Here is a 23030-nt window from a genome sequence, read left to right on the forward strand (position 1 = left end):
GTCGGGGCCCGATCATCGTACTGCGAGGGGCCCGCTCCCTGATCCCCGAGAAGTCCCGGAAGCGGCCCCCGAGTCCTCCCTGAGTGGTCCGGAGCGGCCGGCTCAGTCCAGCACCGGCAGCAGGTCCGGCAGGTGCCCGTCCGACGCCGAAGCCGCGCGCTGCCGCTCCTCGGGCACCTCGCCGTACAAGGTGGTGCGGGGCTTCGCCGGGCGGCCGGCGGCTTCCGCGACCGCGATCAGGTCCTTGACCGACTTGTAGGAGCCGTACGACGAGCCCGCCATCCGCGAGATCGTCTCCTCCATCAGGGTGCCGCCGAGGTCGTTGGCGCCCGAGCGGAGCATCTCGGCCGCCCCCTCCGAGCCCAGCTTGACCCAGCTGGTCTGGATGTTGGGGATGTGCGGGTGCAGGAGCAGTCGGGCCATCGCCGTCACCGCGCGGTTGTCCCGCATGGTCGGGCCGGGCCGGGAGATGCCCGCCAGGTACACCGGCGCGTTGGTGTGGATGAACGGCAGGGTGACGAACTCCGTGAAGCCGCCGGTGCGTTGCTGGATGCCGGCCAGGGTCCGCAGGTGGCCCAGCCAGTGCCTCGGCTGGTCGACATGGCCGTACATCATCGTCGAGGACGACCGGATCCCGACCTCGTGCGCCGTCGTGACGACCTCGATCCAGGTCGCCGTCGGCAGTTTGCCCTTGGTCAGGACCCAGCGGACCTCGTCGTCCAGGATCTCCGCGGCCGTGCCGGGGATGGAGTCCAGACCCGCCTCCTTCGCCGCCGTCAGCCAGTCACGGATCGACATCCCGGTGCGGGTCGCGCCGTTGACCACCTCCATCGGCGAGAAGGCGTGCACGTGCATGCCGGGGACCCGCTCCTTCACCGCCCTCGCGATGTCGAAGTAGGCGGTGCCGGGCAGGTCCGGATGGATGCCGCCCTGCATGCACACCTCCACCGCGCCCAGCTCCCAGGCCTGTTGGGCGCGGTCGGCGACCTGGTCGAGGGAGAGGGTGTACGCGTCGGCGTCGGTGCGGCGCTGCGCGAAGGCGCAGAAACGGCAGCCCGTGTAGCAGACGTTGGTGAAGTTGATGTTCCGCGTGACGATGTACGTGACGTCGTCGCCGACCGTCGAGCGGCGCACGTCGTCCGCGATGCGGGTCAGGGCGTCCAGGGCCGGGCCGTCCGCGTGGAGCAGCGCGAGGGCCTCGTCGTCGGTGAGTTTCGTGGGGTCGTCGGCGGCCGTCGCCAGGGCCTGGCGTACGTCCGTGTCGATGCGCTCCGGGACCATGCCGGGGGCGGCCGCCTCACGCAGGGCGCCCCAGTCGCCGTACACCTCGTCGAAGTCGTCGCGGCGGTCCGACGTCCTGCCGTCGGTGTCGATGGTGCGGTGCAGGTCGGTACGGCCGGACGGCACGAACACCTCCTCCGGCTCCTGCCAGGGGCGGCCTTCGACGACCGCGTCCGGCACGGCCAGTCCCGTCTCCGGGTCGGCCAGCGCGCGGACGTGCGGGAGCAGCCGCGGGTCGAGCCACGGCTCGCCGCGCCGCACGAACTCCGGGTAGACGCAGAGGCGTTCGCGCAGCTCGAACCCGACGGCGGCGGACTTCGCGGCGAGTTCCTCGATCTGCGGCCAGGGACGCTCGGGGTTGACGTGGTCGATGGTGAGCGGGGAGACGCCGCCCCAGTCGTCGATGCCCGCCCCGATCAACCGCTCGTACTCGCTGTCGACGAGGTTGGGCGGGGCCTGGAGGTTCGCGGCCGGGCCCATGATGTGCCGGGCGACGGCCACCGTCGCGACCAGCTCGTCGAGTTCCGCGTCGGGCATACCCCGCATCGCGGTGTCCGGCTTGGCGCGGAAGTTCTGGATGATCAGCTCCTGGACGCCGTGGTAGGCGCGGGAGACCTTGCGGAGCGCGAACAGCGACTGCGCCCGCTCCTCGAACGTCTCGCCGATCCCGATCAGCAGTCCGGAGGTGAAGGGGACGGAGGAGCGGCCGGCGTCCTCCAGGACGCGCAGCCGGACGGCGGGCTCCTTGTCCGGGGACCCGTGGTGCGGGCCGCCGGGCTCGGACCACAGCCGGGTGGCGGTCGTCTCCAGCATCATGCCCATGCTGGGCGCGACCGGCTTCAGGCGCTGGAAGTCGGTCCACGACATCACACCCGGGTTGAGGTGCGGCAGCAGACCCGTCTCCTCCAGGATGCGGATCGAGATCGCGCGGACGTAGGCGATCGTGTCGTCGTAGCCGTGCGCGTCCAGCCACTCCCTGGCCTCCGGCCAGCGGTCCTCCGGCTTGTCGCCGAGGGTGATGAGGGCTTCCTTGCAGCCGAGGGCGGCCCCGCGCCGGGCGATGTCGAGGACCTCGTCGGGGGACATGAACATCCCGTGTCCCGCGCGGCGGAGTTTGCCCGGGACGGTGACGAAGGTGCAGTAGTGGCACTTGTCCCGGCACAGCCGGGTCAGCGGGACGAAGACGCTCTTCGAGTACGTGATGACCCCGGGGCGGCCCGCCGCCTCCAGACCGGCGTCCCGTACCCGCGCGGCCGAGGCGGTCAGATCCGCCAGCGCCGCCCCGCGCGCCTGGAGCAGCACCGCCGCCTCGCCGACGTCCAGGGCGACACCGTCACGAGCCCGTTTGAGAGCGCGACGCATGGAGTTCTCGGTGGGGCCGGGGGTCGGCCCGGGGCCGGTTCCGGAGGTCGCGGAAGTCGTCATCCTCCGAGCATACGATCACGTTTTCCGAGCCTGGGGCGGGAGCGGTTCCCGGGACGGCTCCGTCGGCGCGAGCGCGGTCCCGGCCCGGACCCCCGTTCCGCCGTACGCAGCCGCAGCGACGCCCCGCGCCGGCCGGCCTGCGGTCGCCGCATGACCACGCCCCGCGCCGTCGACCCGGGTCGGCGGCAGGGCGACGGCCGGCCCGCCGGGGACGAGCTGTGGCCGCCCGGCCTCCCCCGTCGGCGGACAGCGGGTCCTAGAGGTACGGCGCGAACTCGTCCAGTGCGCGCAGCGCCTCCGCCTCGCCCACCGGGGGCAGTTGGACCACGACCTCCTCGATGCCCAGCCCGGCGTAGTACGCGAGCTTGCCGGGGGACGGGTGGACGGCGTACGGCACCACCTGGAGGGCGTCCGGCTCGCGGCCGGCGTCCGCCCACGCCGAGCGCAGCACGGGGAGCGCCTCGGACAGGCCCCGGCCGCCGATCGGCAGCCAGCCGTCGGCGTACTCGCCGATGTGCGAGAACAGCTTCGGCCCGGCGGCGCCGCCGACGAGGGTGCGGGGGCCGACGACCGGCCCGCGCGGCTTCTGTACGGGCTTGGGATACGCGGTGCTGGCACGGACCCCGCCGTACTCGCCCTGGTACGCCGTCGGTTCCTCCGCCCACAGGGCCTGCATCAGCCGCATCCGGTCCCGGACCAGCTCGCGGCGGGTGCGCCACTCGACGCCGTGGTCCGCGGCCTCCTCCACGTTCCAGCCGTAGCCGAGTCCGAGGGTGAGGCGGCCGCCCGACAGGTGGTCGACGGTGGCGATCTGCTTTGCGAGGTCGATCGGATCGTGCTGGGCGACGAGCGTGATGCCGGTGCCGAGGCCCAGCGTCTCGGTCACCGCCGCCGCCTGGCCGAGGGCGACGAAGGGGTCGAGGGTGCGGCCGTACTCGCGGGGGAGGTCGCCACCCGCCGGGTAGGGGCTGGTGCGTTCGACCGGGATGTGCGTGTGCTCGGGCAGGTAGAGCCCGGCGAAGCCGCGCTGCTCCAGCTCACGGGCGAGGCGGACGGGGGTGATCGTCTCGTCGGTGAGGAAGATCGTGACGGCGATGCGCATGGCGGCCCTTTCGCTGCGTACGGCTCTTTCGACGGCGTCGTCGCGGGTGACCTTCTCATCTCTACCGGCGGAACGGACGCCTGTCCATACCGACTGGTCGGCATCCGCCTCGGAACGCGCCCGCGGCGACCCCGCCGGTCGCGATGGTCGTACCCCACGGTCGGGGGCGGCCTGGTCACCCGGCACCACGTGTACGAGGACGCCTCGCGGTCGCCCGCGCGTTCGAGGCGGAAACGGCCCGGCACGACGGTGACGGCCTAGGTGATCGCCGTCTCCTCCCCCGCCAGGTCCGCGACCACCGCCGCGTGGTCGGAGGGCCAGACTCCGTCCACGGGCCCGTGGCCCGCCCGGCGGACGTGCCGGACGTGGCCCTCGCCCAGCGGGCCGGGCGGGCCCACGTGGATGTAGTCGATGCGGACGGCGGGTTCCAGCAGACGGGCCGCGTAGGGGTTCTCGGGGGTCCAGGTGGCGGCGGGGGCGGCCGGGTCGGCGTAGTCCCAGGCGTCGTGGAGGATCTGGCCGGGCACGGCCGGCCCGGTCCTCGTGCCGCCGAAGAGGCGCACCTCGTCGGAGTCCGGCCGGGCGTTGAAGTCGCCGGTGACGACGGGCGGGAAGGGCGTGCCGCCGCGGTGCCGGGCGACGAGTTCCGCGAGGGCGGTGACCTGGGCGCGGCGCACCGCCGAGGCGTGCCCGGCCGAGGTGAGGTGGGCGGTGAAGAAGGGGATGTCGAAGGAGGGGGCGGCCACGCGCGCGTAGAGGGCCGCGCGGCCGTCGGCCAGGTCGGGGGGCGCGGGCAGCAGCAGCGTCTCCCGCTCCACCACCGGCCAGCGGCTCAGCACCGCGTTGCCGATGTCGACCGAGCCGGCGTCGGGGTCGTCGATCCGCTTCCGCCAGCGTTCGGGGGCCGGTGACGGCGCCCAGGTGCAGTGCAGGCCGAGTTCGTCGGCCAGCCACTCGGCGAGGTTCTCGCCACCGGCCGCCCACACCTCCTGGAGGCCGACCACGTCGGGGTCCAGTTCGCGCAGGACGGCCAGGACCGCCTTCTGGCGTTCCCGCCAAGGGCCGAAGCGCCACCACAGGTTCCAGGTCATGACGCGCATGTGCTGCCCCCGCTCTCGACACGCCGACGGCGTCGGGGACCATTGAAGCAACAATCCCGTGCGTGAAGGAGCCCCCGGATCATGGCCCGTTCCAGCGACCTCCGATTCCGCGCGACCACGGCACTCCAGCGGTACGTCGCCAATCCGCTGATGCGCCGGCTGCCGTTCCACACGCTGCTGGAGACCACCGGCCGGGTCTCCGGTCTGCCCCGGCGCACCCCGCTCGGCGGCCGCCGGGTCGGTGACGTCTTCTGGCTGGTCTCGGAGTTCGGCGAACGGTCGCAGTACGTCCGCAACATCCAGGCCGATCCGCGGGTCCGGGTGCGGATCGGCGGGCGGTGGCACGCGGGCACCGCCCGGCTGCTCCCCGACGACGACCCGGTGGCCCGGCTGCGCACCCTGCCCCGGGGCAACAGCGCGGCCGTCCGGGCCCTGGGGACCGGCCTGCTCACGGTGCGGGTGGATCTGTCGAGCTGAGAGCCGCCATGCCTCCCGCATGATGACGGCACGACGTTCGACATGCCGGTCCGCACGACGGTCGGCATGCCGATGAGCCTGTCGGACGACGTGGCGGCCTATGTGCCGTTCCCGGCCCGTGACGGGTGGTCGTCGGGCGTTCTCACCCGGGCCAGACGATCGACTGCACCTCGCTGTAGGCGTGCAGCGCGTACGAGCCGACGTCCCGCCCGACTCCGCTGCGTTTGAACCCGCCGAACGGCGCCTCCATGTTGCGGCCCACGGTGTTGATGCCGACGCCGCCCGCCCGGAGCCGGCGGGCCACCCGGAAGGCCCGGGCCACGTCCGCCGACCAGACGTAGTCGATCAGGCCGTAGTCGCTGTCGTTGGCCAGCGCGATCCCCTCTTCCTCCTCGTCGAAGGGGATGACCGTCACCACCGGGCCGAAGATCTCCTCCCGCGCCACCCGCATGTCGTTGGTGCAGTCGGCGAGGAGGGTGGGGGCGACGAAGAAGCCCCGCTCCAGGGGCGGGCGTTCGCCGCCCGCGACGACCGACGCCCCTTCCTTGCGGCCGAGTTCGACGTACGACTCCACCCGGTCCCGGTGGGCGGCCGAGATCACCGGACCGACCACCGTGTCCTGCGCCCGGGGATCGCCCACCTTCAACCGGACCGCACAGGCCGCCAGTCGCTCCACCAGCTGCTCGTACACCCCGCGCTGCGCCAGCACCCGTGTGGGGGCGGTGCAGATCTGGCCGCTGTAGAAGGAGAAGGTGGTGGCGATGCCGGCCACCGCCGAGGCGAGGTCCGCGTCGTCGAGGACGACCGCCGCGCCCTTCCCGCCCAGTTCCATCAGCTGGCGTCGCATGTCCCGGCCGCACACCTCGGCGATGCGCTGCCCGACCGCCGTCGAGCCGGTGAAGCTCACCATGTCGACGTCCGGCGACGACACCGCCGTCTCGCCGATCTCCACGGCTCGGCCGGAGACGACGTTCACCACCCCGCGCGGCACGCCCGCCGCCTCCAGCGCCTCCGCCATCCGGTAGACGGACAGGGGGTCCTGCGGGGCCGGTTTCACGACCACCGTGTTGCCCATGGCGAGTGCGGGGGCGACCTTTCCGGCCGGGTTCGCCCACGGGTTGTTGTAGGAGGTGACGCAGGTGACGACGCCGACCGGCTGCCGTACGGCGACCGCGCCCATCACCCCCGCGCTCCCCATCGGGCCGGCCTCGTTGACCTGCGGCGGGATCGGCCATTCGGCGGGCTCCACGCGCGCGTAGCGCCGGAAGCGGGCCACGCCCACCCCGACCTGCATCCCGCGCGCGGTGCCGGTCGTGGCGCCGGTCTCCGCCTGGGCCAGCTCGGCGTACGGCAGCAGCCGGGCGCGCATGATGTCGGCCGCCCGGGCCAGGGTCGCCGCCCGTTCCTCCGGCGGGGTGCGCGACCAGGGACCGAAGGCCTCCCGGGCCGCCGCGCAGGCAGCGCGCACCTGCTCCCGGGAGGCCTCCGGAGCCCAGCCGACGGTTCCCTCGGTCGCCGGGTCGACGACCTCGTAGTGCCCGCGGTCGGGCTCCACCCAGGCACCGCCGACGAACAGCCGCTGCCCGCCGGCGCCTCCGGCGCCGGCGCTCCCGTCGGTCACCTGGTGCTCACCGTCCTGGTGTCCCGCCCCGAGCGCAGCACCCGGCCCGGGACGGCGCCCGTCACCACGTCGTCCCGGATGGCCGCCACTCCGTTGACCCAGACCGCCCGTACGCCGATCGCCTTCGAGTCCAGCCGCGGACTGTCGCCCGGCAGGTCGTGCACCAGGGTGGCCTTGCCCGCGTCGATCCGCTCCGGGTCGAACAGGACCAGGTCCGCATGCCAGCCCTGCTGGATCCGGCCCCGCTCCCGGAGGCCGAACAGCCGCGCCGGGTCGTCCGTCAGCATCTTCACCGCCTGCTCCAGGCCCGCCAGCTTCCGGCCGCGCAGACAGTCGCCGAGGAAGCGCGTGGTGTAGGGCGCCCCGCACATCCGGTCCAGGTGCGCGCCCGCGTCGGAGCCGCCGAGCAGGACGTCCTCGTGACTCCAGGTGTCCGCCCGCAGGGCCCAGGAGTCCGGGTCGTTGTCCGTCGGCATGGGCCACAGGACCGTACGCAGCTCGTCGGCCGCGCAGATCTCGACCAGACAGGCGAAGGGGTCCAGGCCGCGTTCGGCGGCGATGTCGCGCACCACGCGCCCGGTGAGGCCCTCGTTGGCGGCGCTGTAGGTGTCGCCGATGACGTAGCGCCCGAAGTTCGTCAGCCGCCGGAAGACGCCCGCCTCCTTGGAGTTCGCCCGCTTCAGCAGCTCCGCCCGGACCTCCGGGTCCCGCAGCCGTTCGATCCGCTCCGGGACCGGGAGGCCGAGGACCGGCCCCCAGCCCGGGATCAGGTTCAGCGCGCAGAACGTGCCGAGGGACATGTTCATCGGGGTGAGGATCGGCATGGTCAGCGCGACGATGCGGCCGCCGGCCTTCCGCGCCCGTTCGCTCGCCATGAGCTGCCGGGGCACGCGCTCCGGAACGGCCGCGTCGACGGTGAGGACGTTCCAGTTCAGGGGGCGTCCGGCGGCCGCGCTCATCTCCACGAACAGATCGATCTCGGCGTCGCTGAACTGGTCGAGGCAGCCCGCCACGATCGCCTCGATCTGGGTGCCCTCGTGCTCGCCGACGGCCCGGGACAGCGCGAGCAGCTCCTCCGGGCGGGCGTGCCGGGAGGCGACCGGCTGTCCGTCCCCGTCGGAGTGGGTCGAGGACTGCGTGGTGGAGAAGCCCCACGCCCCCGCGTCCATGGCCTCGTGCAGCAGCCGGACAATGTCGGCCAGTTGCTCCTCGCTCGGCTGCCCGCCCACCGCGTCCGCGCCCATCACGTACCGGCGCAGCGCGCAGTGGCCCACCATGAACCCGGCGTTGACGGCGATCCGCCCCTCCAGCGCGTCCAGGTACTCGCCGAAGCCGTGCCAGCTCCAGGGCGCGCCCTCCTCCAGCGCGACGAGGGACATGCCCTCCACCTTGGACATCATCCGACGGGTGTAGTCGGCGTCCTCAGGACGGTCCGGGTTCAGCGGCGCGAGCGTGAACCCGCAGTTCCCGGCCGCGACCGTGGTCACCCCGTGGTTCAGGGACGGGGTGGCGTACGGGTCCCAGAAGAGCTGGGCGTCGTAGTGCGTGTGCGGATCGACGAACCCGGGAGCGAGGACGAGGCCGTGCGCGTCCTCGGACGTCCGCGTCTCCTCGGTGACGGTGCCGACGACGGCTATCCGTCCGTCCCGTATCCCGACGTCGGCGACCTGGGCGGGCGCGCCGGTCCCGTCGACGACGGTCGCTCCTTCGATGACGTGATCAAGCATGGGGTGACTCCTCGGGATGCGTGAGGCATGCCTACTCAGGGGCGCGGGGACCTGCGCGACCTGCCACGACGGCGCCGCAGCCGCCGGACGCCCCGGACCCCGACGGCGACCACGCGCCCGTGAAGTCCGCGACCCGCGACAGCGACCACGCGCCCGCACGGTCCGCGACAGCGACTACGCGCCCTGGCGGAACCGCGTCGTCCGGTGCACGGGATCCGTGTCGATCTTCGGAATGACCTGCTCCCCGATCAGCCGGATCGTCTGCAGCGTCTCCTCCTTGGGCACGCCGACCGGCAGCCCGAAGGACAGCTGGTCCGCCCCCGCCTGCTCCCACCGCTTGCACTGCCGCAGCACCTCGTCCGGGTCGCCGCAGATCAGCAGTTCCTCCTCGACGAGGAGTTCGACGAACTCGGCGTTGTACTCGGGCAGCGTCTCGGGCCAGACCGGGAAACCCTCGGGCCGCGGGAAGGTGTCGTGGTAGCGGAACACCAGCGAGGGCAGATAGTGCAGCCCGCCCTCGACGGCGATCCGGATCGCCTCGTCGTGCGTCGGCGCGCAGATCGCCGTCGTCGTCACCATCACGTTGTCGTTGACGAAGTCGCCGATCGGCTCGGCGTCGACCACCGCCGTCTTGTACTGCTCCAGCACCCACTCCATGTCGGAGACCTTCTGGATGCTGAAGCCGAGCACTCCGAGGCCCTTGCGGGCGGCCATCGCGTACGAGGGCGGCGACCCGGCCGCGTACCACATCGCCGGGTGGGACTTCCCGTACGGCTTCGGCAGGATCTTGCGCGGCGGCAGCTGCCAGTGCTTGCCCTGGAAGCCGACGTACTCGTCCTGGAGCCACATCTTCGGGAACTCGGCGATCGTCTCCTCCCAGATCTCCTTCGTGAAGTTCATGTCGGTGATGCCGGGGAGGAAGCCGAGGATCTCGTGCGAGCCGGCGCCGCGCCCGCTGCCGAACTCGAAGCGGTTGCCGGTGAGATGGTCGAGCATGGCGACCTTCTCGGCGACCTTCACCGGGTGGTTGACCTGGGCGAGCGGGTTGAAGATGCCCGAGCCGAGGTGGATGCGTTCGGTCGCGTGGGCGAGGTAGCCGAGGAAGACGTCGTTGGCGGAGAGGTGCGAGTACTCCTCCAGGAAGTGGTGCTCGGACGCCCAGGCGTACTTGAAGCCGGATTTGTCCGCCTGGATGACGTACTCGGTCTCCTCCATCAGTGCCTTGTGCTCGGCGAGCGGATCGGTCTCGGCGCGCTTGCCCACGTATCCCTGTACAAAGAGCCCGAATTCCACGGAGGTTCACCGTCCCGGTTCCTGGGTCGTGACTAACTGACGGTTCGTCAGATTCAGCGGATGCCGCCGACTGTGGCACCGGGCACCGGGATGGTCAATAGCTGACGAACGGTCAGATGACCGAGACGCCCGCCAGCCAGCCCCCGTCGATCACGAACGGCTGCCCGGTGATGTACGAGGAGTCGTCCGAGGTGAGGAAGAGGGCGAGCCGGGCCACCTCGTCCGCTCGGCCGATCCGCCCCAGGGGCACGAGCTTGCGGTAGAGGGAGTCGAGGGCACGCGTCGTCTCCTCGGCGTCGGCGTCCGGCTCCAGCCGGGACGGATTGGACATCGCGGTGTCGACGGCTCCGGGGCAGACCGCGTTGACCCTGATACGGCGGGGCGCCAGCTCCAGGGCGGCGACCCGGGTGAGGCCGAGTACGGCGTGTTTGGTCGCCGCGTAGGCCCCGACCGCCGCCATACCGGTGAGCCCGGTGTAGGAGGCGGTGTTGACGATGGTGCCGCCGTCGGACAGCTCCGGCGCGGCGGTCCGGATCCCCAGGAAGCAGCCGACCTGGTTGACCCGTACGACCTGCATGAACTCGTCGAGGGGGGTGTCGACGAGAGCGTTGAAACGCAGGATGCCGGCGTTGTTGACGAGCCCGTCGAGACGGCCGTACGCCCGCTTGGCCTCCCGCACCGCCGCGACCCACTCCTCCTCCACCCCCACGTCGAGATGGACGTACAGCGCGCCGATCTCCTCGGCGAGTGCCCGGCCCTGCTCGTCGAGCACGTCGGCGACGACCACCTCGGCGCCCTCCTCCCGGAACAGCCGCGCCTCCTGCTCGCCCTGGCCGCGCGCCGATCCGGTGACGAGGACCACCCGTCCGTCGAGCTTGCCCATGCCGGCTCCCTTCGCATCGGTGGAGCTCGGCATCGTATCGCCATAGCTGACGAACCGTCAGATGCGTGCGCCGATTCAGGAAGCGCCGTCGAGCAGGGGCCCCACCTCGGCTCCGAACCGGTCGATCTGGTCGACGAGTTCGGTGCGGCCGCGGCAGCGGAAGCGCACCTGGATCTGGTGCACGCCCATCGCGCCGTAGGCCCGCAGCGACTCGGCGAGGGCCCCGGGCGGCCCGGTGAGGGTGCGGCGGCCCACCTCCCAGCCGGGGGCGCCGACGTACAGCGGCTCGGTGATGGCCCCGACGGTGAGCGGCGCGCCGTCCCCCCGCAGCCGCCGCAGGGTCTCGATCTGCGCGGGCAGCCGCTCCCTCGGGTCGCCCTGGGGCAGCCAGCCGTCCCCCTTGAGGGCGGCCCGGCGGACCGCGGCCGGAGAGGATCCGCCGACCCAGAGGGGCACCCGCGCCTGGGCCGGCCGGGGCCGCTGCCCGAGCCCCTCGAAGTCGAAGGACTTGCCGTGGTGGGAGGGGAACTCGTCAGGACCGAGCGCGGCGCGCAGCGCGTCGATCGTCTCGTCGAGCACGGCGCCCCGCCGCTCGAAGTCCACCCCCAGCACCTCGAACTCCTCCCGTACGTGACCGGCGCCGACGCCGAGGATCAGCCGGCCGCCGCTGAGGTGGTCGAGGGTCGCGTACTGCTTGGCGGTGAGCAGGGGGTGCCGCAGGCCGACGACGGCTACGTGCGCGAGCAGCCGGACGCGAACGGTCACGGCGGCCAGGTGGGCGAGGGTGGCCACGGGGTCGTACCAGACCGTGCTCATGGCCCCGGCCAGCCGGTGCGGGATCGCCACGTGGTCGCAGGCGGCGACATAGGCGAATCCGGCGCGGTCGGCGGCGCGGGCGACCTCGACCAGGTCGGCGGGGCCCGCGTCCGCCTCCCAGGGCTCCGCGTAGAGCGTGGACTGGGACTGGACCGGGAGCTGGATGCCGTAGCCGAGGCTCACCGCGGGCTCCACAGGCCGTCCGGAGTCAGCCCCAGCAGCCCGATCGCGTTGCCCCGTACGATCCGCTCGACCACGTCCGGCGCCAGGTGGCCCATCTGCGCCTCGCCGACCTCGCGCGACTTCGGCCAGGTGGAGTCGGAGTGCGGGTAGTCCGTCTCGTACAGGACGTTGCCGACGCCGATGGAGTCGAGGTTCCTGAGGCCGAAGGCGTCGTCGAAGAAGCAGCCGTAGACGTGGTCGGCGAACAGTTCGGACGGGGGACGGTGGACCTTGTCCGCGACCCCGCCCCACCCCCGGTTCTCCTCCCACACCACGTCGGCGCGCTCCAGGATGTAGGGGATCCAGCCGATCTGCCCCTCCGCGTACATCACCTTCAGGTTCGGGAAGCGCTCGAACTTGCCGCTCATCAGCCAGTCGACCATGGAGAAGCAGCAGTTGGCGAAGGTGATCGTGGAGCCGACGGCGGGCGGGGCGTCGGCGGAGGTGGAGGGCATCCGGCTGGAGGAGCCGATGTGCATGGCCACGACCGTGCCGGTCTCGTCGCAGGCGGCGAGGAAGGGGTCCCAGTAGTCGGTGTGGACGGAGGGCAGGCCGAGGTGCGGGGGTATCTCGGAGAAGGCGACCGCGCGGACCCCGCGGGCGGCGTTGCGCCGGACCTCCGCCGCCGCCAGTTCGGCGTCCCAGAGCGGGATGAGGGCGAGCGGGATCAGCCGGCCCCGCGCCTGCGGGCCGCACCACTCCTCCACCGTCCAGTCGTTGTAGGCGCGCACGCACAGCAGCCCCAGTTCGCGGTCGGCGGCCTCGGTGAAGGTCTGGCCGCAGAAGCGGGGGAAGGTCGGGAAGCAGACGGCCGACTGGACGTGGTTGACGTCCATGTCGGCGAGGCGGGACGGGACGTCGTAGGAGCCGGGGCGCATCTGCTCGTAGGTGATGACCTCCAGCTTGATCTCGTCCCGGCTGAAGCCGACGGCGGTGTCCAGGCGGGTCAGGGGGCGGCGCAGGTCCTCGTAGACCCACCAGTCGCCGATCGGGCCGTCGTCGCCGGGCTCGCCCATGACGGGCTTGAAGCGGCCGCCGAGGAAGGTCATCTCCTTCAGCGGGGCCCGCACGACACGGGGTCCGGTGTCCAGGTACTTCTTCGGGAGGCGGTCCTGCCAGACGGTGGCCGGCTCCACGGTGTGGTCGTCCACGGAGATGATCAGCGGGAGGTTCTCCGTGGCCTTCGCGGTCTGCGATGCGTTCTCCAGTGCGTTCTCCATGGGGGCACGGTAGCGCCGATCTGACGGATCGTCAGCTAGCGGGCGGGAGCCGGGCGGATCGGGTCCGGGGGATGTGTGCGCATCGGACGGGTGGGGCGTGTGGACTCCCGCGCACCACCGGGGGGAGCTGACGGTTCCGGCATGGACAGGGCAAACTGGCCTGGTAATTCGGATGCCTAAGGGGAGCCCTGATGGACGACCGGGTAGGACGCCGCGACCCGCGTGTGCCGGAGCAGAGACGGCCCGGCTCCCCCGAGGAGCCGGCGACGCTGCGCTTCGACGTGCTCGGCCCGGTACGCGCATGCCGCGGCGACGAACGGCTGGCCACCGGTTCACCACAGCAACGCGCCCTGCTGGCCGCCCTGTTGTTGCGCGAGGGCCGTACGGCGACGGCCGCCGAGCTGATCGACGCGCTGTGGGGCGAGGACCCTCCGTCACAGGCGCTGGCGGCGGTACGGACCTACGCCTCCCGGCTGCGCAAGGTGCTCGACCCGGGCGTCCTGGTGAGCGAGTCGGGCGGCTACGCCGTGCGCGGTCTGGCCGAGGGCGCGCTGGACCTGGCGGTGGCGCAGGAGTGGGCGGCGCAGGCGGAGAAGGCACGGACCGCCGGGGACCTGTCCCACGCCCGCGAGGTTCTGAACCGGACGCTGGGGCTGTGGGACGGGGAGGCCCTGGCCGGCGTCCCCGGGCCGTACGCGGAGGCACAGCGCGTCCGGCTGGAGGAATGGCGGCTGGGGCTGCTGGAGTCCCGGCTGGACATGGACCTGGAGCAGGGCTGCCACGCGGAGGCCGTCTCCGAACTCACCGCGCTCACCGCGGCGTACCCGCTGCGCGAGCGGCTGCGCGAGCTGCTGATGCTGGCGCTGTACCGCAGCGGCCGGCAGGCGGAGGCGCTCGCGGTCTACGCCGACACCCGGCGGCTGCTGGCCGAGGAGCTCGGGGTGGATCCGCGGGCCGGGCTGCGGCAGCTCCAGCGCCGCATCCTCCAGGCCGACCCGGAACTGGCGGAGCCGTCGGCGCCGGTGGCGGAACCGGCGGTGGTACGCGTCCGGCCTGCGCAGCTCCCCGCCACCGTCCCGGACTTCACCGGCCGCGCCTCCTTCGTGCGCGAGCTGAGCGAGGTGCTGGCGCGCGCCGGTGACGGCCCGGGCGGGGGCGGCCGGGTGATGGCGGTGTCCGCGCTCGCGGGCATCGGGGGCGTGGGCAAGACGACCCTCGCCGTGCACGTGGCCCACCAGGCCCGTCCGGCCTTCCCCGACGGGCAGCTGTACGTCGATCTCCAGGGCGCGGGGCCACGGTCGGCGGAGCCGGAGACCGTCCTCGGGTCGTTCCTGCGCGCCCTGGGCACGGCGGACTCGGCGATCCCCGACTCCCTGGAGGAGCGGGCGGCACTGTACCGCTCGGTGCTGGACGGCCGACGGGTGCTGGTGCTGCTGGACAACGCCAAGGACGCGGCCCAGATACGCCCCCTGCTGCCGGGCACGGAGGGCTGCGCGGCGCTGGTCACCTCACGGGTACGGATGGTGGACCTGGCGGGAGCGCACCTCGTCGACCTGGACGTGATGTCCCCCGAGGAGGCCCTCGCCCTCTTCACCCGGATCGTCGGCGAGGAGCGGGTGGCCGCGGAGCGCAAGGCCGCGCTGGACGTGGTCGCCGCGTGCGGTTTCCTGCCGCTGGCGATCCGTATCGCGGCCTCCCGGCTGGCGGCCCGCCGCACCTGGACGGTGTCCGTCCTCGCCGCCAAGCTGGCGGACGAACGGCGCCGGCTGGACGAACTCCAGGCGGGCGACCTCGCGGTGAAGGCGACGTTCGAACTCGGCTACGGCGCCCTGGAGCCCGCCCAGGCCCGCGCGTTCCGGCTGCTCGGCCTGGCCGACGGCCCGGACACCTCCCTGGCCGCGGCCGCGACGGTCCTGGACCTGCCGGTGGAGGACACCGAGGACCTGCTGGAGTCCCTGGTCGACACCTCCCTGCTGGAATCGGCGGCCCCCGGCCGCTACCGGTTCCACGACCTCGTACGGCTCTACGCGCGTGCGTGCGCCGACCGCGACGAGCCGCCCGGCGAGCGCGACGCCGCGCTGTCGCGGTTGCTGGACTTCTATCTGGCGACGGCGGCGGGGGTCTACGCGATCGAGCGGCCCGGCGACCGCACGGTCGTCCACCTCGAGCCCACGTCGTACCGGGGTCTCTCCTTCGACGAGCGGACCCAGGCCCTCGACTGGCTCTTCGCTGAGGCGCAGTGCCTGCTGGCGTGCGCACGGCAGCAGCAGACGGGCAGCGGGCTGCGCCGTGCCGTCGATCTGCTCTGGGCCGCCAAGGACCTGGCGGAGTCGGGCGCCAACGCGAAGCAGTACGAGTGGGCGGCGACGGCCCTGCGGGACGCCGCGCAGGACGCCGCCGACATCCGCGCGGAGAGCCGCGCGCGGACGGCGCTGTCCAACGTCCACCTGGCCGCCGGACGTTACTCCGAGGCGGACGAGGAGGCCGCGCGCGCGATCGAGCTCGCCACGGCGGCGCACGACGCGACGCCGGTCAGCTGGGCGGCCACGGACCGGGGGATCATCGCGCTCGGCCAGGGCCGCTACGAAGAGGCCGAGGAGTTCCTCACCACCGCCAGGGACGGTTACCGGGCGGACGGGAACCGGCCGGGAGAGGCCAACGCGCTGTGCAACCTCTCACGGCTCTACGAGCGGATGAACCGGCCGCCCGACGCGGTCACCCTGGCCCGCCAGGGCGTGGACATCTACCAGCAGCTCGGGCTCACCCTGCGCCTCGCGAACGGCCGTTACGCCCTCGGCGTCGCGCTGATCAGCGCCGGCCGGCTCGCCGAGGGTCTGGTGCAGCTCTCCGACGCGCTGGAGATGTTCGGCAGCAACCGGCAGCGCCTGTGGGAGGGGACGACGCACTACCGCATCGCGCAGCTGCACCTGGCCGACCGGCGCCCGGCCCAGGCCGCGCGACACGCCGAACAGGCCCTGGCGATCGGGTTCATCGGCGGGGACCTCATCCGCGGCGGTGTGCTGACCGCACTCGGCCGGAGCCTGCACGCACTCGGCCAGTCGGACCGGGCACGCGCCTGCTGGCAGGAGGCCCTGCCTCTCCTGGAGCGGTCGGGAGCGCCCGAGGCGGCCGAGGTGCACCGTCTGCTGGCCCCTTTGGACGCGTCGTGAGCGACCCCGGCGGGTGGCGTTCATCGAACGTTTATGACGATCGGGCAAGGTCTACTCAACGGTCCGTCGCATCGGGGGACGAACGGGCCGTACGAGCCCGCTGGGGGGTGGGCTCCGGCACATGTCTCTGTCCGGCGATACTCGGGGGAATCGCCGGACAGAGACGCCTCACTCACTTGAACACTCCCAGGGGGAGCCGAACATGAGCAACGCCGAGAAGCAGCCGACGGACGTCACCGCCGACATCACCACGCTGGAGAACCACGCTCCGATCCTGCCTGCCCTGTCCGAGCCCGCGGCACCCGCGACGCCGGACACCGAGGCGGCCGAGCAGAAGATCGTCACGCTCGAGAACCACGCGCCCGTCCCGCCCGCCCTGGATCTGGGCGGCAAGTAGGCACCGGTCCGTCACCACTGCGACGGGGATCGGCCGCGGCGGCGCGGAGGGGAGCCGCCGCGGCCGAGGCGTGTCCGGGTGCGGGTGCGGGTGCGGGTGCGGGTGCGGGAGGTCAGGGGGAGCGCAGTTCGCCCTTCACCACCTTGCCGCCGGCGTTGCGGGGCAGCGCGGTCACGAACTCCACCGACCTCGGCACCTTGTAGTTGGCCATCTCCCGCCGGGCCCAGGCGATCAGGTCGTCGGCCGTGGAGACCGCGCCCGGCCGCCGGACCACGTACGCCTTGCCCACCTCGCCCAGGCGGGGATCCGGGACGCCGATCACGGCCACGTCGGCCACGTCCGGGTGCAGGCCCAGACGCTGCTCTATCTCCGCCGGATAGGCGTTGAAGCCGCCGACGATGAACATGTCCTTGAGGCGGTCGGTGATCCGGAGGTTGCCGGCGGCGTCCAGGACGCCCACATCGCCGGTGCGCAGCCAGCCGTCCTCCGTCAGGGCCTCCGCCGTCGCCGCCTCGTCCTCGTAGTAGCCGCGCATCACATGGAAGCCCCGGACCAGGACCTCCCCCGGCCGGCCGGGCGGCGCGTCCACCCGCACCTCGGTGCCGGGGATCGCGCGGCCCGACGTCGAGGCGATGACCGTGGGGTCGTCCCCGCGACGGCACATGGTGACGACACCGCTCGCCTCCGAGAGGCCGTACGCCGTCAGGACGGTCTCCACGCCCAGTTCGCCCCGCAGACGTTCGACGAGCCGCAGCGGCACCACCGCCGCGCCCGTGACCACCAGCCGCAGCGCCGACAGGTCGTGCTTGTCCCGGGACGCGTGGTCCAGCAGCGACTGGTGCAGGGTCGGCGGCCCGGGGAGCACCGACACCCGTTCCGACGCCACGTTCGCGAGGACCGTGTCCACGTTGAACACCGGCTGGGGGATCATCGTCGCGCCCCGCATGAGACAGGCGATCACGCCCGCCTTGTAGCCGAAGGTGTGGAAGAAGGGGTTCACGATCAGGTAGCGGTCGCCCTGCCGCAGCCCGGCCAGGTCGGTCCAGATCCCGTACGCCCGCAGCGTCTGCGTGTGGGTGATCACCGCGCCCTTGGGGCGGCCGGTCGTGCCCGAGGTGAAGACGATGTCCGAGGGCCACTCCCCCGCCACCCGGTCCGCCCGCGCCCGTACCTCCGCCGTTCCGACGCCCTCCCCGCTCGCCAGGAAGTCCTTCCAGGTCCAGAAGTCCGCCGGAGCGTCGTCCGAGAGCACCACCACCTGCTCCAGCGCGGGAAGCCCCGGCAGCGGGCCGCCACCGTCGCCCTCCGCCGCCGCCCGGCGCAGCGACGCCACGTACGACGTTCCGAGGAAGGTGCCCGTCACGAACAGCAGACGCGTCCCGCTGCGGCGCAGCACGTCCGCCGCCTCGGTGCCCTTGAAGCGGGTGTTCAGCGGCACGAGCACCGCTCCCGCGCTCACCGCGCCCAGCGCCGCCACCATCCAGTCCAGGGAGTTCGGGGCCCAGACGGCGACGCGGTCGCCCGCCCGCACCCCGTTCGCCAGACAGGCCGCCGCCGCGCGTTCGACGCGGACGCCCAGTTCGGCGTAGGAGATCCGGGTACGTCCCTCCACCACCGCCTCGGTCTCCGCGTACCGCTCGGCCGACCAGCGGACCAGGCCGGGGATCGTCCCCCACTCGATGTCACCACGCACGACCAGCCTCCCCGCCGGACCACTAGCTGACTGACCGTCAGATTAGCGGTAACCTGACGGACTGTCAGCAGCGCTGTCGTCGTGTGGAGGTGCGTGGAGCGTGCCCGCAGTGACCGGAATCAAGGACGCCACGGCCATCGTCGGCATCGGGCAGACGTCCTTCGCCAAGCACCTCCCCGAGGACGAGAGGACCCTCGCCTGCCGGGCCGTCCTCGCCGCCCTCGACGACGCCGGGATAGCCCCCGGCGAGGTCGACGCGCTCGCCTCCTACACCATGGAGGAGACGGACGAGGTCGAGCTGGCGAAGGCCGTCGGCTTCGGGGACCTGACCTTCTTCAGCAAGATCGGGTTCGGCGGCGGCGGTTCCTGCGCCACCGTCGCCCACCTCGCCGCCGCCATCGCCGCCGGGCAGGCCACGGTGGGCGTCGCCTGGCGGTCGCGCAAACGGGGCTCAGGGCCGCGCCCGTGGACCAATACGGCCGTCCAGCTGCCCACCCCCGCCCAGTGGACCCGGCCCTTCGGGCTGCTGCGGCCCGCCGACGAGATAGCCATGCTCGCCCGCCGCTATCTGCACGAGTACGGCGCCACCCGCGACCACCTCTTCAACGTCGCCCTCGCCTGCCGCAACCGCGCCAACCAGAACCCGGCCGCCGTGATGTACGAACGGCCCCTCACCCGCGAGATGTACATGTCGTCCCGATGGATCAGCGAACCCCTGTGCCTGTACGACAACTGCCTCGAGACGGACGGGGCGTTGGCATGCGTGGTGGTGAGCGCCGAACGGGCCCGGGACTGCCGCCGGGCACCCGTCTACGTCCACTCCGCGGCCCAGGGCCTGCCCGCCCAGCACCACGGCATGGTCAACTACTGGAACGACGACCCGCTCACCGGCCCCGCCTGGGCGGCCGCCCGGCACCTGTGGAAGCACGCCGACTTCACCCCGGACGACGTCGACGTCGCACAGATCTACGACGCCTTCACGCCCCTCGTCCCGCTCTCCCTGGAGGGGTACGGGTTCTGCGGCCGGGGAGAGGGCGGGGCGTTCACCGAGGGAGGCGCCCTGGAGACCGGCGGACGGCTGCCCCTCAACACCGGCGGGGGCGGACTCAGCGAGGCCTACGTCCACGGCTTCAACCTCATCAACGAGGGCGTCAAGCAGCTGCGCGGGACCAGCACCGCCCAGGTGCCGGGCGCCGCGACCTGCCTGGTCACCGCCGGTGAGGGCGTCCCGACCTCCGCCCTGCTGCTCAGGAACTGAAGCCGACGCACCGAGGAGTCGATCCCGCGATGCTCACCCCTGTCACCGATGCCGACGGCGCCCCCTTCTGGCGGTACGCCGCCCGGGGCGAACTCCGCGTCCAGGCCTGCGCGGACTGCGGCGAACCCCGTTTCCCGCCCCGCCCCTGCTGCCCGCACTGCCGGTCCTTCACCAGCGAGTGGCGGCCGACGTCGGGCCGCGGCCGGATCTGGTCCTACGTCGTCCCGCATCCGCCCCTGCTGCCCGACTACGCCGCCCAGGCCCCCTACAACGTCATCCTCGTCGAGCTGGCCGACGCGCCCCGGATCCGGATGGTGGGGAACCTGGTGAGCGAACCGGGGGCGCCGCTCGGCTCCTTCCCCCCCGACCAGGTCCGCATCGGCGCCCGCGTCCAGGTCGTCTTCGACGGCGACGGGCTTCCGCAGTGGATCCTGGAGCGGCCGTGAGTGTGCGCCTGGACACCGACGAGGTCACCGGAGTCGCCGTCGTCACCCTCGACCGGCCGGCCCGGCTGAACGCCCTCGACCTCGAGACCGTCCGCGAACTGAGGGACATCTGGCACGCGTTGCGGTTCGACGACGCGGTGCGGGCCGTCGTCCTCACCGGGGCCGGGCAGCGGGCCTTCTGCACGGGCCTCGACCGGGACGCCGTCGTGCCCCAGCCCGGCTCCCCGTACATGCAGGACGATCCGCTGCTCACCGTCGGCCCCAAGGCGAACGACCTGTGGAAGCCGGTCGTCGCCGCCGTGGAGGGGATGGCCTGCGGAGGCGCCTTCTATCTGCTCGGGGAGTGCGAGTTCATCGTGGCCGGCGCCGACGCCGTGTTCTTCGACCCGCACACCGCCTACGGAATGGTCAGCGCGTACGAGTCGGTGCTGCTGGCGCAGCGGATGCCGTACGGGGAGGTCGCGCGGATGATGCTGCTGGGGACGGCGGAACGGATCTCCGCCCGGCGCGCCTTCGACGTCGGGCTGGTCTCCGAACTCACCGACCCCGGCGGGGCGTCGGCCGCCGCCGTCGCCTGCGCCGCCGTCGTCGCGGGATATCCCCCCGCCGGGGTCCAGGGCACCGTGCGGGCACTGTGGGCGGCGAAGGAGGCGGCCCGCGCGATGGCCTTCGCCCAGGCGCCACACCTCATCTCACTGGGAAACCTGCCGACCGGGGAGCAGGCGGAGCTGTTCGCCGGCCGCTCGGCCGCCGCCCCCCGGGTCCGCTGAGCCGACAGGTGCGGATGATCGCGGCTCCGGCGCGCGGAACGCCCGCCGGTTCATTGCCTCAGCCGGCCGCACGGAGTTGGTCCCGTGCCCGGCAGTCCCGGCAGCGGCCGGGTTCCGTCGTACGGAATCCGCGGTCGCAGCCGTCGCAGTTCCGCATGCGCACAACCGCCGGACGTGCGGAGGCTTCCGCGCTTCCAGCCGGTGCGGGCAGGGGAAGGGGCGTCTCCGCGAGCCGGTAGGCGAGGATGCCGGCCGGGCGGGCCAGCAACCGGTCCGGGAGCCTCGCGGTGAGGTGGTCCGTGATGTGCGTGGGCAGGAGACCGGCGGCGAGCCACCGGGTGACGGCCGGGGCGAGGCGGGCGGCTTCCCGCGCGGACAGGACGAGGCGGGGGTCGACCCGGCGCAGGGCGGTGAGTGCGGCGAAGGCTCGGGGGTCGGCGACGGCGGCGTCGGCGACATCGGCGACATCGGTGAGCGGGGCCGGGATCTCCGCCTCGGGCTGGACCGGCGGCCGCAGCGGTCCGCGTACGACGGCGGGCTGCCTGCGGGGGCGACGGTGCTTCGGCGGCTCGGGAGGCCCGTCCGGATGCGGCGCGCCGTCGGGTACGTCGTAGAAGTATGTTCGGGTACCGACCTGTCCGGTGGGCGTTCGCTCGCGGCGGCGCTCCAGGTATCCGGCCGCCTCCAGCTCCCTGAGCGCTCGCGAGATCAGGATCTCCCCCTCGCTGAAGTGCTCGCACAGTGCGGTGATCGTCACGGGGGAGCCGTCGGGCAGGGAGGCGATGTACGCCGCGACGCCGATCGTGACCGCGCTGCCACGCCGTTGGGCGAGGGCGTTGGAGATCACGGTGAAGTCGGCCGCGAGGCGGGTGCGGACGTGGATCACTCCGGACGTCGGAGCTCCGGCGTCGACGCGCAGGGGCGCGTTAGACTGCGATTCAGCCATCGGGAAGGGTTCTGCTTCCTGATCGGTCAGGCCCTCGTTCGGGATGCCAGTCCCGGCCGGGGGCCGTATCTGTTTGCGGTTGTCGCGGCGAACGTAACGGCCCGTATCCCGCCGCTGCAAGCCGGTCACTCGGACGGGTGACGCGGCTTTCCCGGCCGGGGAGGGTGGGCGGGCGGGAAGTTCTTTCCCCCGGTTCTTTCAGGAGGTCAGCGGCCCGCCGGACCCTCGCGGACAAGGGCCCGGTGAGCCAGAACGTGGACGGTGGCCGGGATCCGGCCGCCTCAGGGACGGTGGTGCCCGGCCTTCAACTCGCCTATGAAATCGGCCCAGGAAGCGACTTCGAAGCACAGCGCGGGACCGTGCGGAACCTTGCTGTCACGGACCGGGACGACGGCCCGGAACCCGTCGGCCACCTCCGACCGACACCCAGCACCGCCCGCGCGTAGTTCACCGTCTGCAACACGCCTGGCACCACGTGGGCCGGCAAGACGGTGTGGGCGGAGGTGCCTGTGGAGGCGTCGGTCCGTTGAGAGACGTCCGGTCAGCGGGCCGGTGCGTACGGCTCCGGGTCGCAGTGGTCGACCTTCGCCACGACGGCCGGGGCGGACAGGTCGAGCTGTACCTTCGCCGTGCCGTTCCCCGAGACGTACGCTTCCTCGCTCTGCTCCTCCACCCGGCCGGAACCCGCGTCGAGGAAGTCGACCGTGACGGTGAAGTAGCCGCCGGTCGAGTTGGGGTTGCTGACCTCGACCGTCGCGTAGGGCTCGCTCGGCGTCGCGCAGTCGATCAGCTCCACCGTGGCGTCCTGGAGGACCGTGGACGTGTTCGAGGAGCCGCCGCCGGAGGTGTCGTCCGTGTAGTCGTCATCGTCGTCGTAGTCGTGGTACGTGCTGCCGGACGAGCCGCTCGACGTCGAACCCGAACTCGACGAACTGTCGTGGTTCTGGCTGGAGCTGCTGCATCCGCCGCCCCCGCCGCCGTGGCTGCTGCCGTGACCCCGGCTCGTCGAGAAACCGGTCAGCGCCAGTACGACGAACACCGCCACCGCTGTGAACTTGAGTTTCTGCCCCCGTGGATCCATGCCGCCAGCCTAGGCAATGGCTGTCACGACCATGTCACCGCGTGGCGACCGGCCGGTCCCCGGCGTAGCGTCTTGGGTGGCGGCCGCCGTCCGGCTCCCTTC

At 72.7% G+C, this 23030-nt stretch carries 19 protein-coding genes; 6 read left to right on the plus strand and 13 right to left on the minus strand.

Annotated features, from left to right (window positions below):
* Positions 1-102: 102 nt before the first annotated feature.
* The 3 genes from QF030_RS19195 to QF030_RS19205 form a co-directional block, all read right to left on the minus strand.
* Entirely contained in the window at positions 103-2706 is a 2604-nt protein-coding gene (locus tag QF030_RS19195) for a bifunctional FO biosynthesis protein CofGH (protein ID WP_307163902.1), read from the minus strand.
* A 256-nt stretch (positions 2707-2962) separates the two neighbouring features.
* On the minus strand, positions 2963-3808 hold the full coding sequence (locus tag QF030_RS19200; RefSeq protein WP_307163903.1) for a TIGR03619 family F420-dependent LLM class oxidoreductase: 846 nt from the start codon (positions 3806-3808) through the stop codon (positions 2963-2965).
* Between the two features lie 257 nt (positions 3809-4065).
* Positions 4066-4908, minus strand: a complete 843-nt coding sequence (locus tag QF030_RS19205; protein WP_307163904.1) for an endonuclease/exonuclease/phosphatase family protein — start codon at positions 4906-4908, stop codon at positions 4066-4068.
* Between the two features lie 81 nt (positions 4909-4989).
* Here QF030_RS19205 and QF030_RS19210 point away from each other — a divergent pair, with 81 nt between their 5' ends.
* The gene (locus QF030_RS19210) at positions 4990-5385 is read left to right on the plus strand and encodes a nitroreductase/quinone reductase family protein (protein ID WP_307163905.1); all 396 of its coding nucleotides are present in this window, start codon (positions 4990-4992) and stop codon (positions 5383-5385) included.
* A 142-nt stretch (positions 5386-5527) separates the two neighbouring features.
* On the opposite strand, the gene QF030_RS19215 is transcribed toward QF030_RS19210, so the two are convergent.
* The 6 genes from QF030_RS19215 to QF030_RS19240 form a co-directional block, all read right to left on the minus strand.
* Positions 5528-7006 (minus strand): aldehyde dehydrogenase family protein, encoded by a 1479-nt coding sequence (locus QF030_RS19215; protein WP_307163906.1) that lies wholly within the window; start codon positions 7004-7006, stop codon positions 5528-5530.
* Positions 7003-8733: an N-acyl-D-amino-acid deacylase family protein gene (locus tag QF030_RS19220; RefSeq protein WP_307163907.1), complete on the minus strand. Its 1731-nt coding sequence runs from the start codon at positions 8731-8733 to the stop codon at positions 7003-7005. The genes QF030_RS19215 and QF030_RS19220 overlap by 4 nt, the downstream gene beginning before the upstream one ends.
* 174 nt (positions 8734-8907) lie before the next feature.
* Complete coding sequence (locus QF030_RS19225; RefSeq protein ID WP_373428782.1) at positions 8908-10026, minus strand: LLM class flavin-dependent oxidoreductase; 1119 nt, start codon at positions 10024-10026, stop codon at positions 8908-8910.
* 112 nt (positions 10027-10138) lie between these two features.
* Positions 10139-10909, minus strand: a complete 771-nt coding sequence (locus tag QF030_RS19230) for an SDR family NAD(P)-dependent oxidoreductase (protein WP_307163908.1) — start codon at positions 10907-10909, stop codon at positions 10139-10141.
* A 75-nt stretch (positions 10910-10984) separates the two neighbouring features.
* On the minus strand, positions 10985-11908 hold the full coding sequence (locus QF030_RS19235; protein WP_307163910.1) for an LLM class F420-dependent oxidoreductase: 924 nt from the start codon (positions 11906-11908) through the stop codon (positions 10985-10987).
* Positions 11905-13167: an amidohydrolase family protein gene (locus QF030_RS19240; protein ID WP_307163911.1), complete on the minus strand. Its 1263-nt coding sequence runs from the start codon at positions 13165-13167 to the stop codon at positions 11905-11907. Before QF030_RS19240 ends, QF030_RS19235 begins: the two co-directional genes overlap by 4 nt.
* 191 nt (positions 13168-13358) lie before the next feature.
* Here QF030_RS19240 and QF030_RS19245 point away from each other — a divergent pair, with 191 nt between their 5' ends.
* Both QF030_RS19245 and QF030_RS19250 read left to right on the plus strand, forming a co-directional pair.
* A complete protein-coding gene (locus QF030_RS19245) occupies positions 13359-16337 on the plus strand; it encodes an AfsR/SARP family transcriptional regulator (RefSeq protein ID WP_307163912.1) in 2979 nt (992 codons plus the stop codon).
* A gap of 202 nt (positions 16338-16539) precedes the next feature.
* Positions 16540-16734: a hypothetical protein gene (locus QF030_RS19250; protein WP_307163913.1), complete on the plus strand. Its 195-nt coding sequence runs from the start codon at positions 16540-16542 to the stop codon at positions 16732-16734.
* 112 nt (positions 16735-16846) lie between these two features.
* On the opposite strand, the gene QF030_RS19255 is transcribed toward QF030_RS19250, so the two are convergent.
* Complete coding sequence (locus QF030_RS19255; RefSeq protein WP_307163914.1) at positions 16847-18427, minus strand: FadD3 family acyl-CoA ligase; 1581 nt, start codon at positions 18425-18427, stop codon at positions 16847-16849.
* Positions 18428-18536: 109 nt separating this feature from the next.
* Here QF030_RS19255 and QF030_RS19260 point away from each other — a divergent pair, with 109 nt between their 5' ends.
* From QF030_RS19260 to QF030_RS19270, 3 genes are read left to right on the plus strand one after another with little or no spacing between them, the layout of a single operon-like run.
* The gene (locus tag QF030_RS19260; RefSeq protein WP_307167620.1) at positions 18537-19685 is read left to right on the plus strand and encodes a lipid-transfer protein; all 1149 of its coding nucleotides are present in this window, start codon (positions 18537-18539) and stop codon (positions 19683-19685) included.
* 29 nt (positions 19686-19714) lie between these two features.
* A complete protein-coding gene (locus QF030_RS19265) occupies positions 19715-20131 on the plus strand; it encodes a Zn-ribbon domain-containing OB-fold protein (RefSeq protein ID WP_307163915.1) in 417 nt (138 codons plus the stop codon).
* Positions 20128-20901, plus strand: a complete 774-nt coding sequence (locus tag QF030_RS19270; protein ID WP_307163916.1) for an enoyl-CoA hydratase/isomerase family protein — start codon at positions 20128-20130, stop codon at positions 20899-20901. Before QF030_RS19265 ends, QF030_RS19270 begins: the two co-directional genes overlap by 4 nt.
* 58 nt (positions 20902-20959) lie before the next feature.
* On the opposite strand, the gene QF030_RS19275 is transcribed toward QF030_RS19270, so the two are convergent.
* The 3 genes from QF030_RS19275 to QF030_RS19285 all read right to left on the minus strand — a co-directional run bounded on the left by QF030_RS19275 (position 20960) and on the right by QF030_RS19285 (position 22928).
* On the minus strand, positions 20960-21847 hold the full coding sequence (locus tag QF030_RS19275) for a hypothetical protein (RefSeq protein WP_307163917.1): 888 nt from the start codon (positions 21845-21847) through the stop codon (positions 20960-20962).
* A 281-nt stretch (positions 21848-22128) separates the two neighbouring features.
* Positions 22129-22260: a DUF397 domain-containing protein gene (locus tag QF030_RS19280; RefSeq protein ID WP_307163918.1), complete on the minus strand. Its 132-nt coding sequence runs from the start codon at positions 22258-22260 to the stop codon at positions 22129-22131.
* Positions 22261-22388: 128 nt separating this feature from the next.
* Complete coding sequence (locus QF030_RS19285) at positions 22389-22928, minus strand: hypothetical protein (protein WP_307163919.1); 540 nt, start codon at positions 22926-22928, stop codon at positions 22389-22391.
* Between the last annotated feature and the right edge of the window lie 102 nt (positions 22929-23030).

The sequence above is a fragment of the Streptomyces rishiriensis genome (assembly GCF_030815485.1).
Classification (GTDB): domain Bacteria; phylum Actinomycetota; class Actinomycetes; order Streptomycetales; family Streptomycetaceae; genus Streptomyces; species Streptomyces rishiriensis_A.

Excerpts from the sequence above, each read along its gene's own strand:
- QF030_RS19195 (WP_307163902.1), bottom strand. The coding sequence starts at position 2,706 with ATGACGACTTCCGCGACCTCCGGAACCGGCCCCGGGCCGACCCCCGGC.
- QF030_RS19200 (WP_307163903.1), bottom strand. The coding sequence starts at position 3,808 with ATGCGCATCGCCGTCACGATCTTCCTCACCGACGAGACGATCACCCCC.
- QF030_RS19205 (WP_307163904.1), bottom strand. The coding sequence starts at position 4,908 with ATGCGCGTCATGACCTGGAACCTGTGGTGGCGCTTCGGCCCTTGGCGG.
- QF030_RS19210 (WP_307163905.1), top strand. The coding sequence starts at position 4,990 with ATGGCCCGTTCCAGCGACCTCCGATTCCGCGCGACCACGGCACTCCAG.
- QF030_RS19220 (WP_307163907.1), bottom strand. The coding sequence starts at position 8,733 with ATGCTTGATCACGTCATCGAAGGAGCGACCGTCGTCGACGGGACCGGC.
- QF030_RS19230 (WP_307163908.1), bottom strand. The coding sequence starts at position 10,909 with ATGGGCAAGCTCGACGGACGGGTGGTCCTCGTCACCGGATCGGCGCGC.
- QF030_RS19240 (WP_307163911.1), bottom strand. The coding sequence starts at position 13,167 with ATGGAGAACGCACTGGAGAACGCATCGCAGACCGCGAAGGCCACGGAG.
- QF030_RS19245 (WP_307163912.1), top strand. The coding sequence starts at position 13,359 with ATGGACGACCGGGTAGGACGCCGCGACCCGCGTGTGCCGGAGCAGAGA.
- QF030_RS19250 (WP_307163913.1), top strand. The coding sequence starts at position 16,540 with ATGAGCAACGCCGAGAAGCAGCCGACGGACGTCACCGCCGACATCACC.
- QF030_RS19265 (WP_307163915.1), top strand. The coding sequence starts at position 19,715 with ATGCTCACCCCTGTCACCGATGCCGACGGCGCCCCCTTCTGGCGGTAC.
- QF030_RS19275 (WP_307163917.1), bottom strand. The coding sequence starts at position 21,847 with ATGGCTGAATCGCAGTCTAACGCGCCCCTGCGCGTCGACGCCGGAGCT.
- QF030_RS19285 (WP_307163919.1), bottom strand. The coding sequence starts at position 22,928 with ATGGATCCACGGGGGCAGAAACTCAAGTTCACAGCGGTGGCGGTGTTC.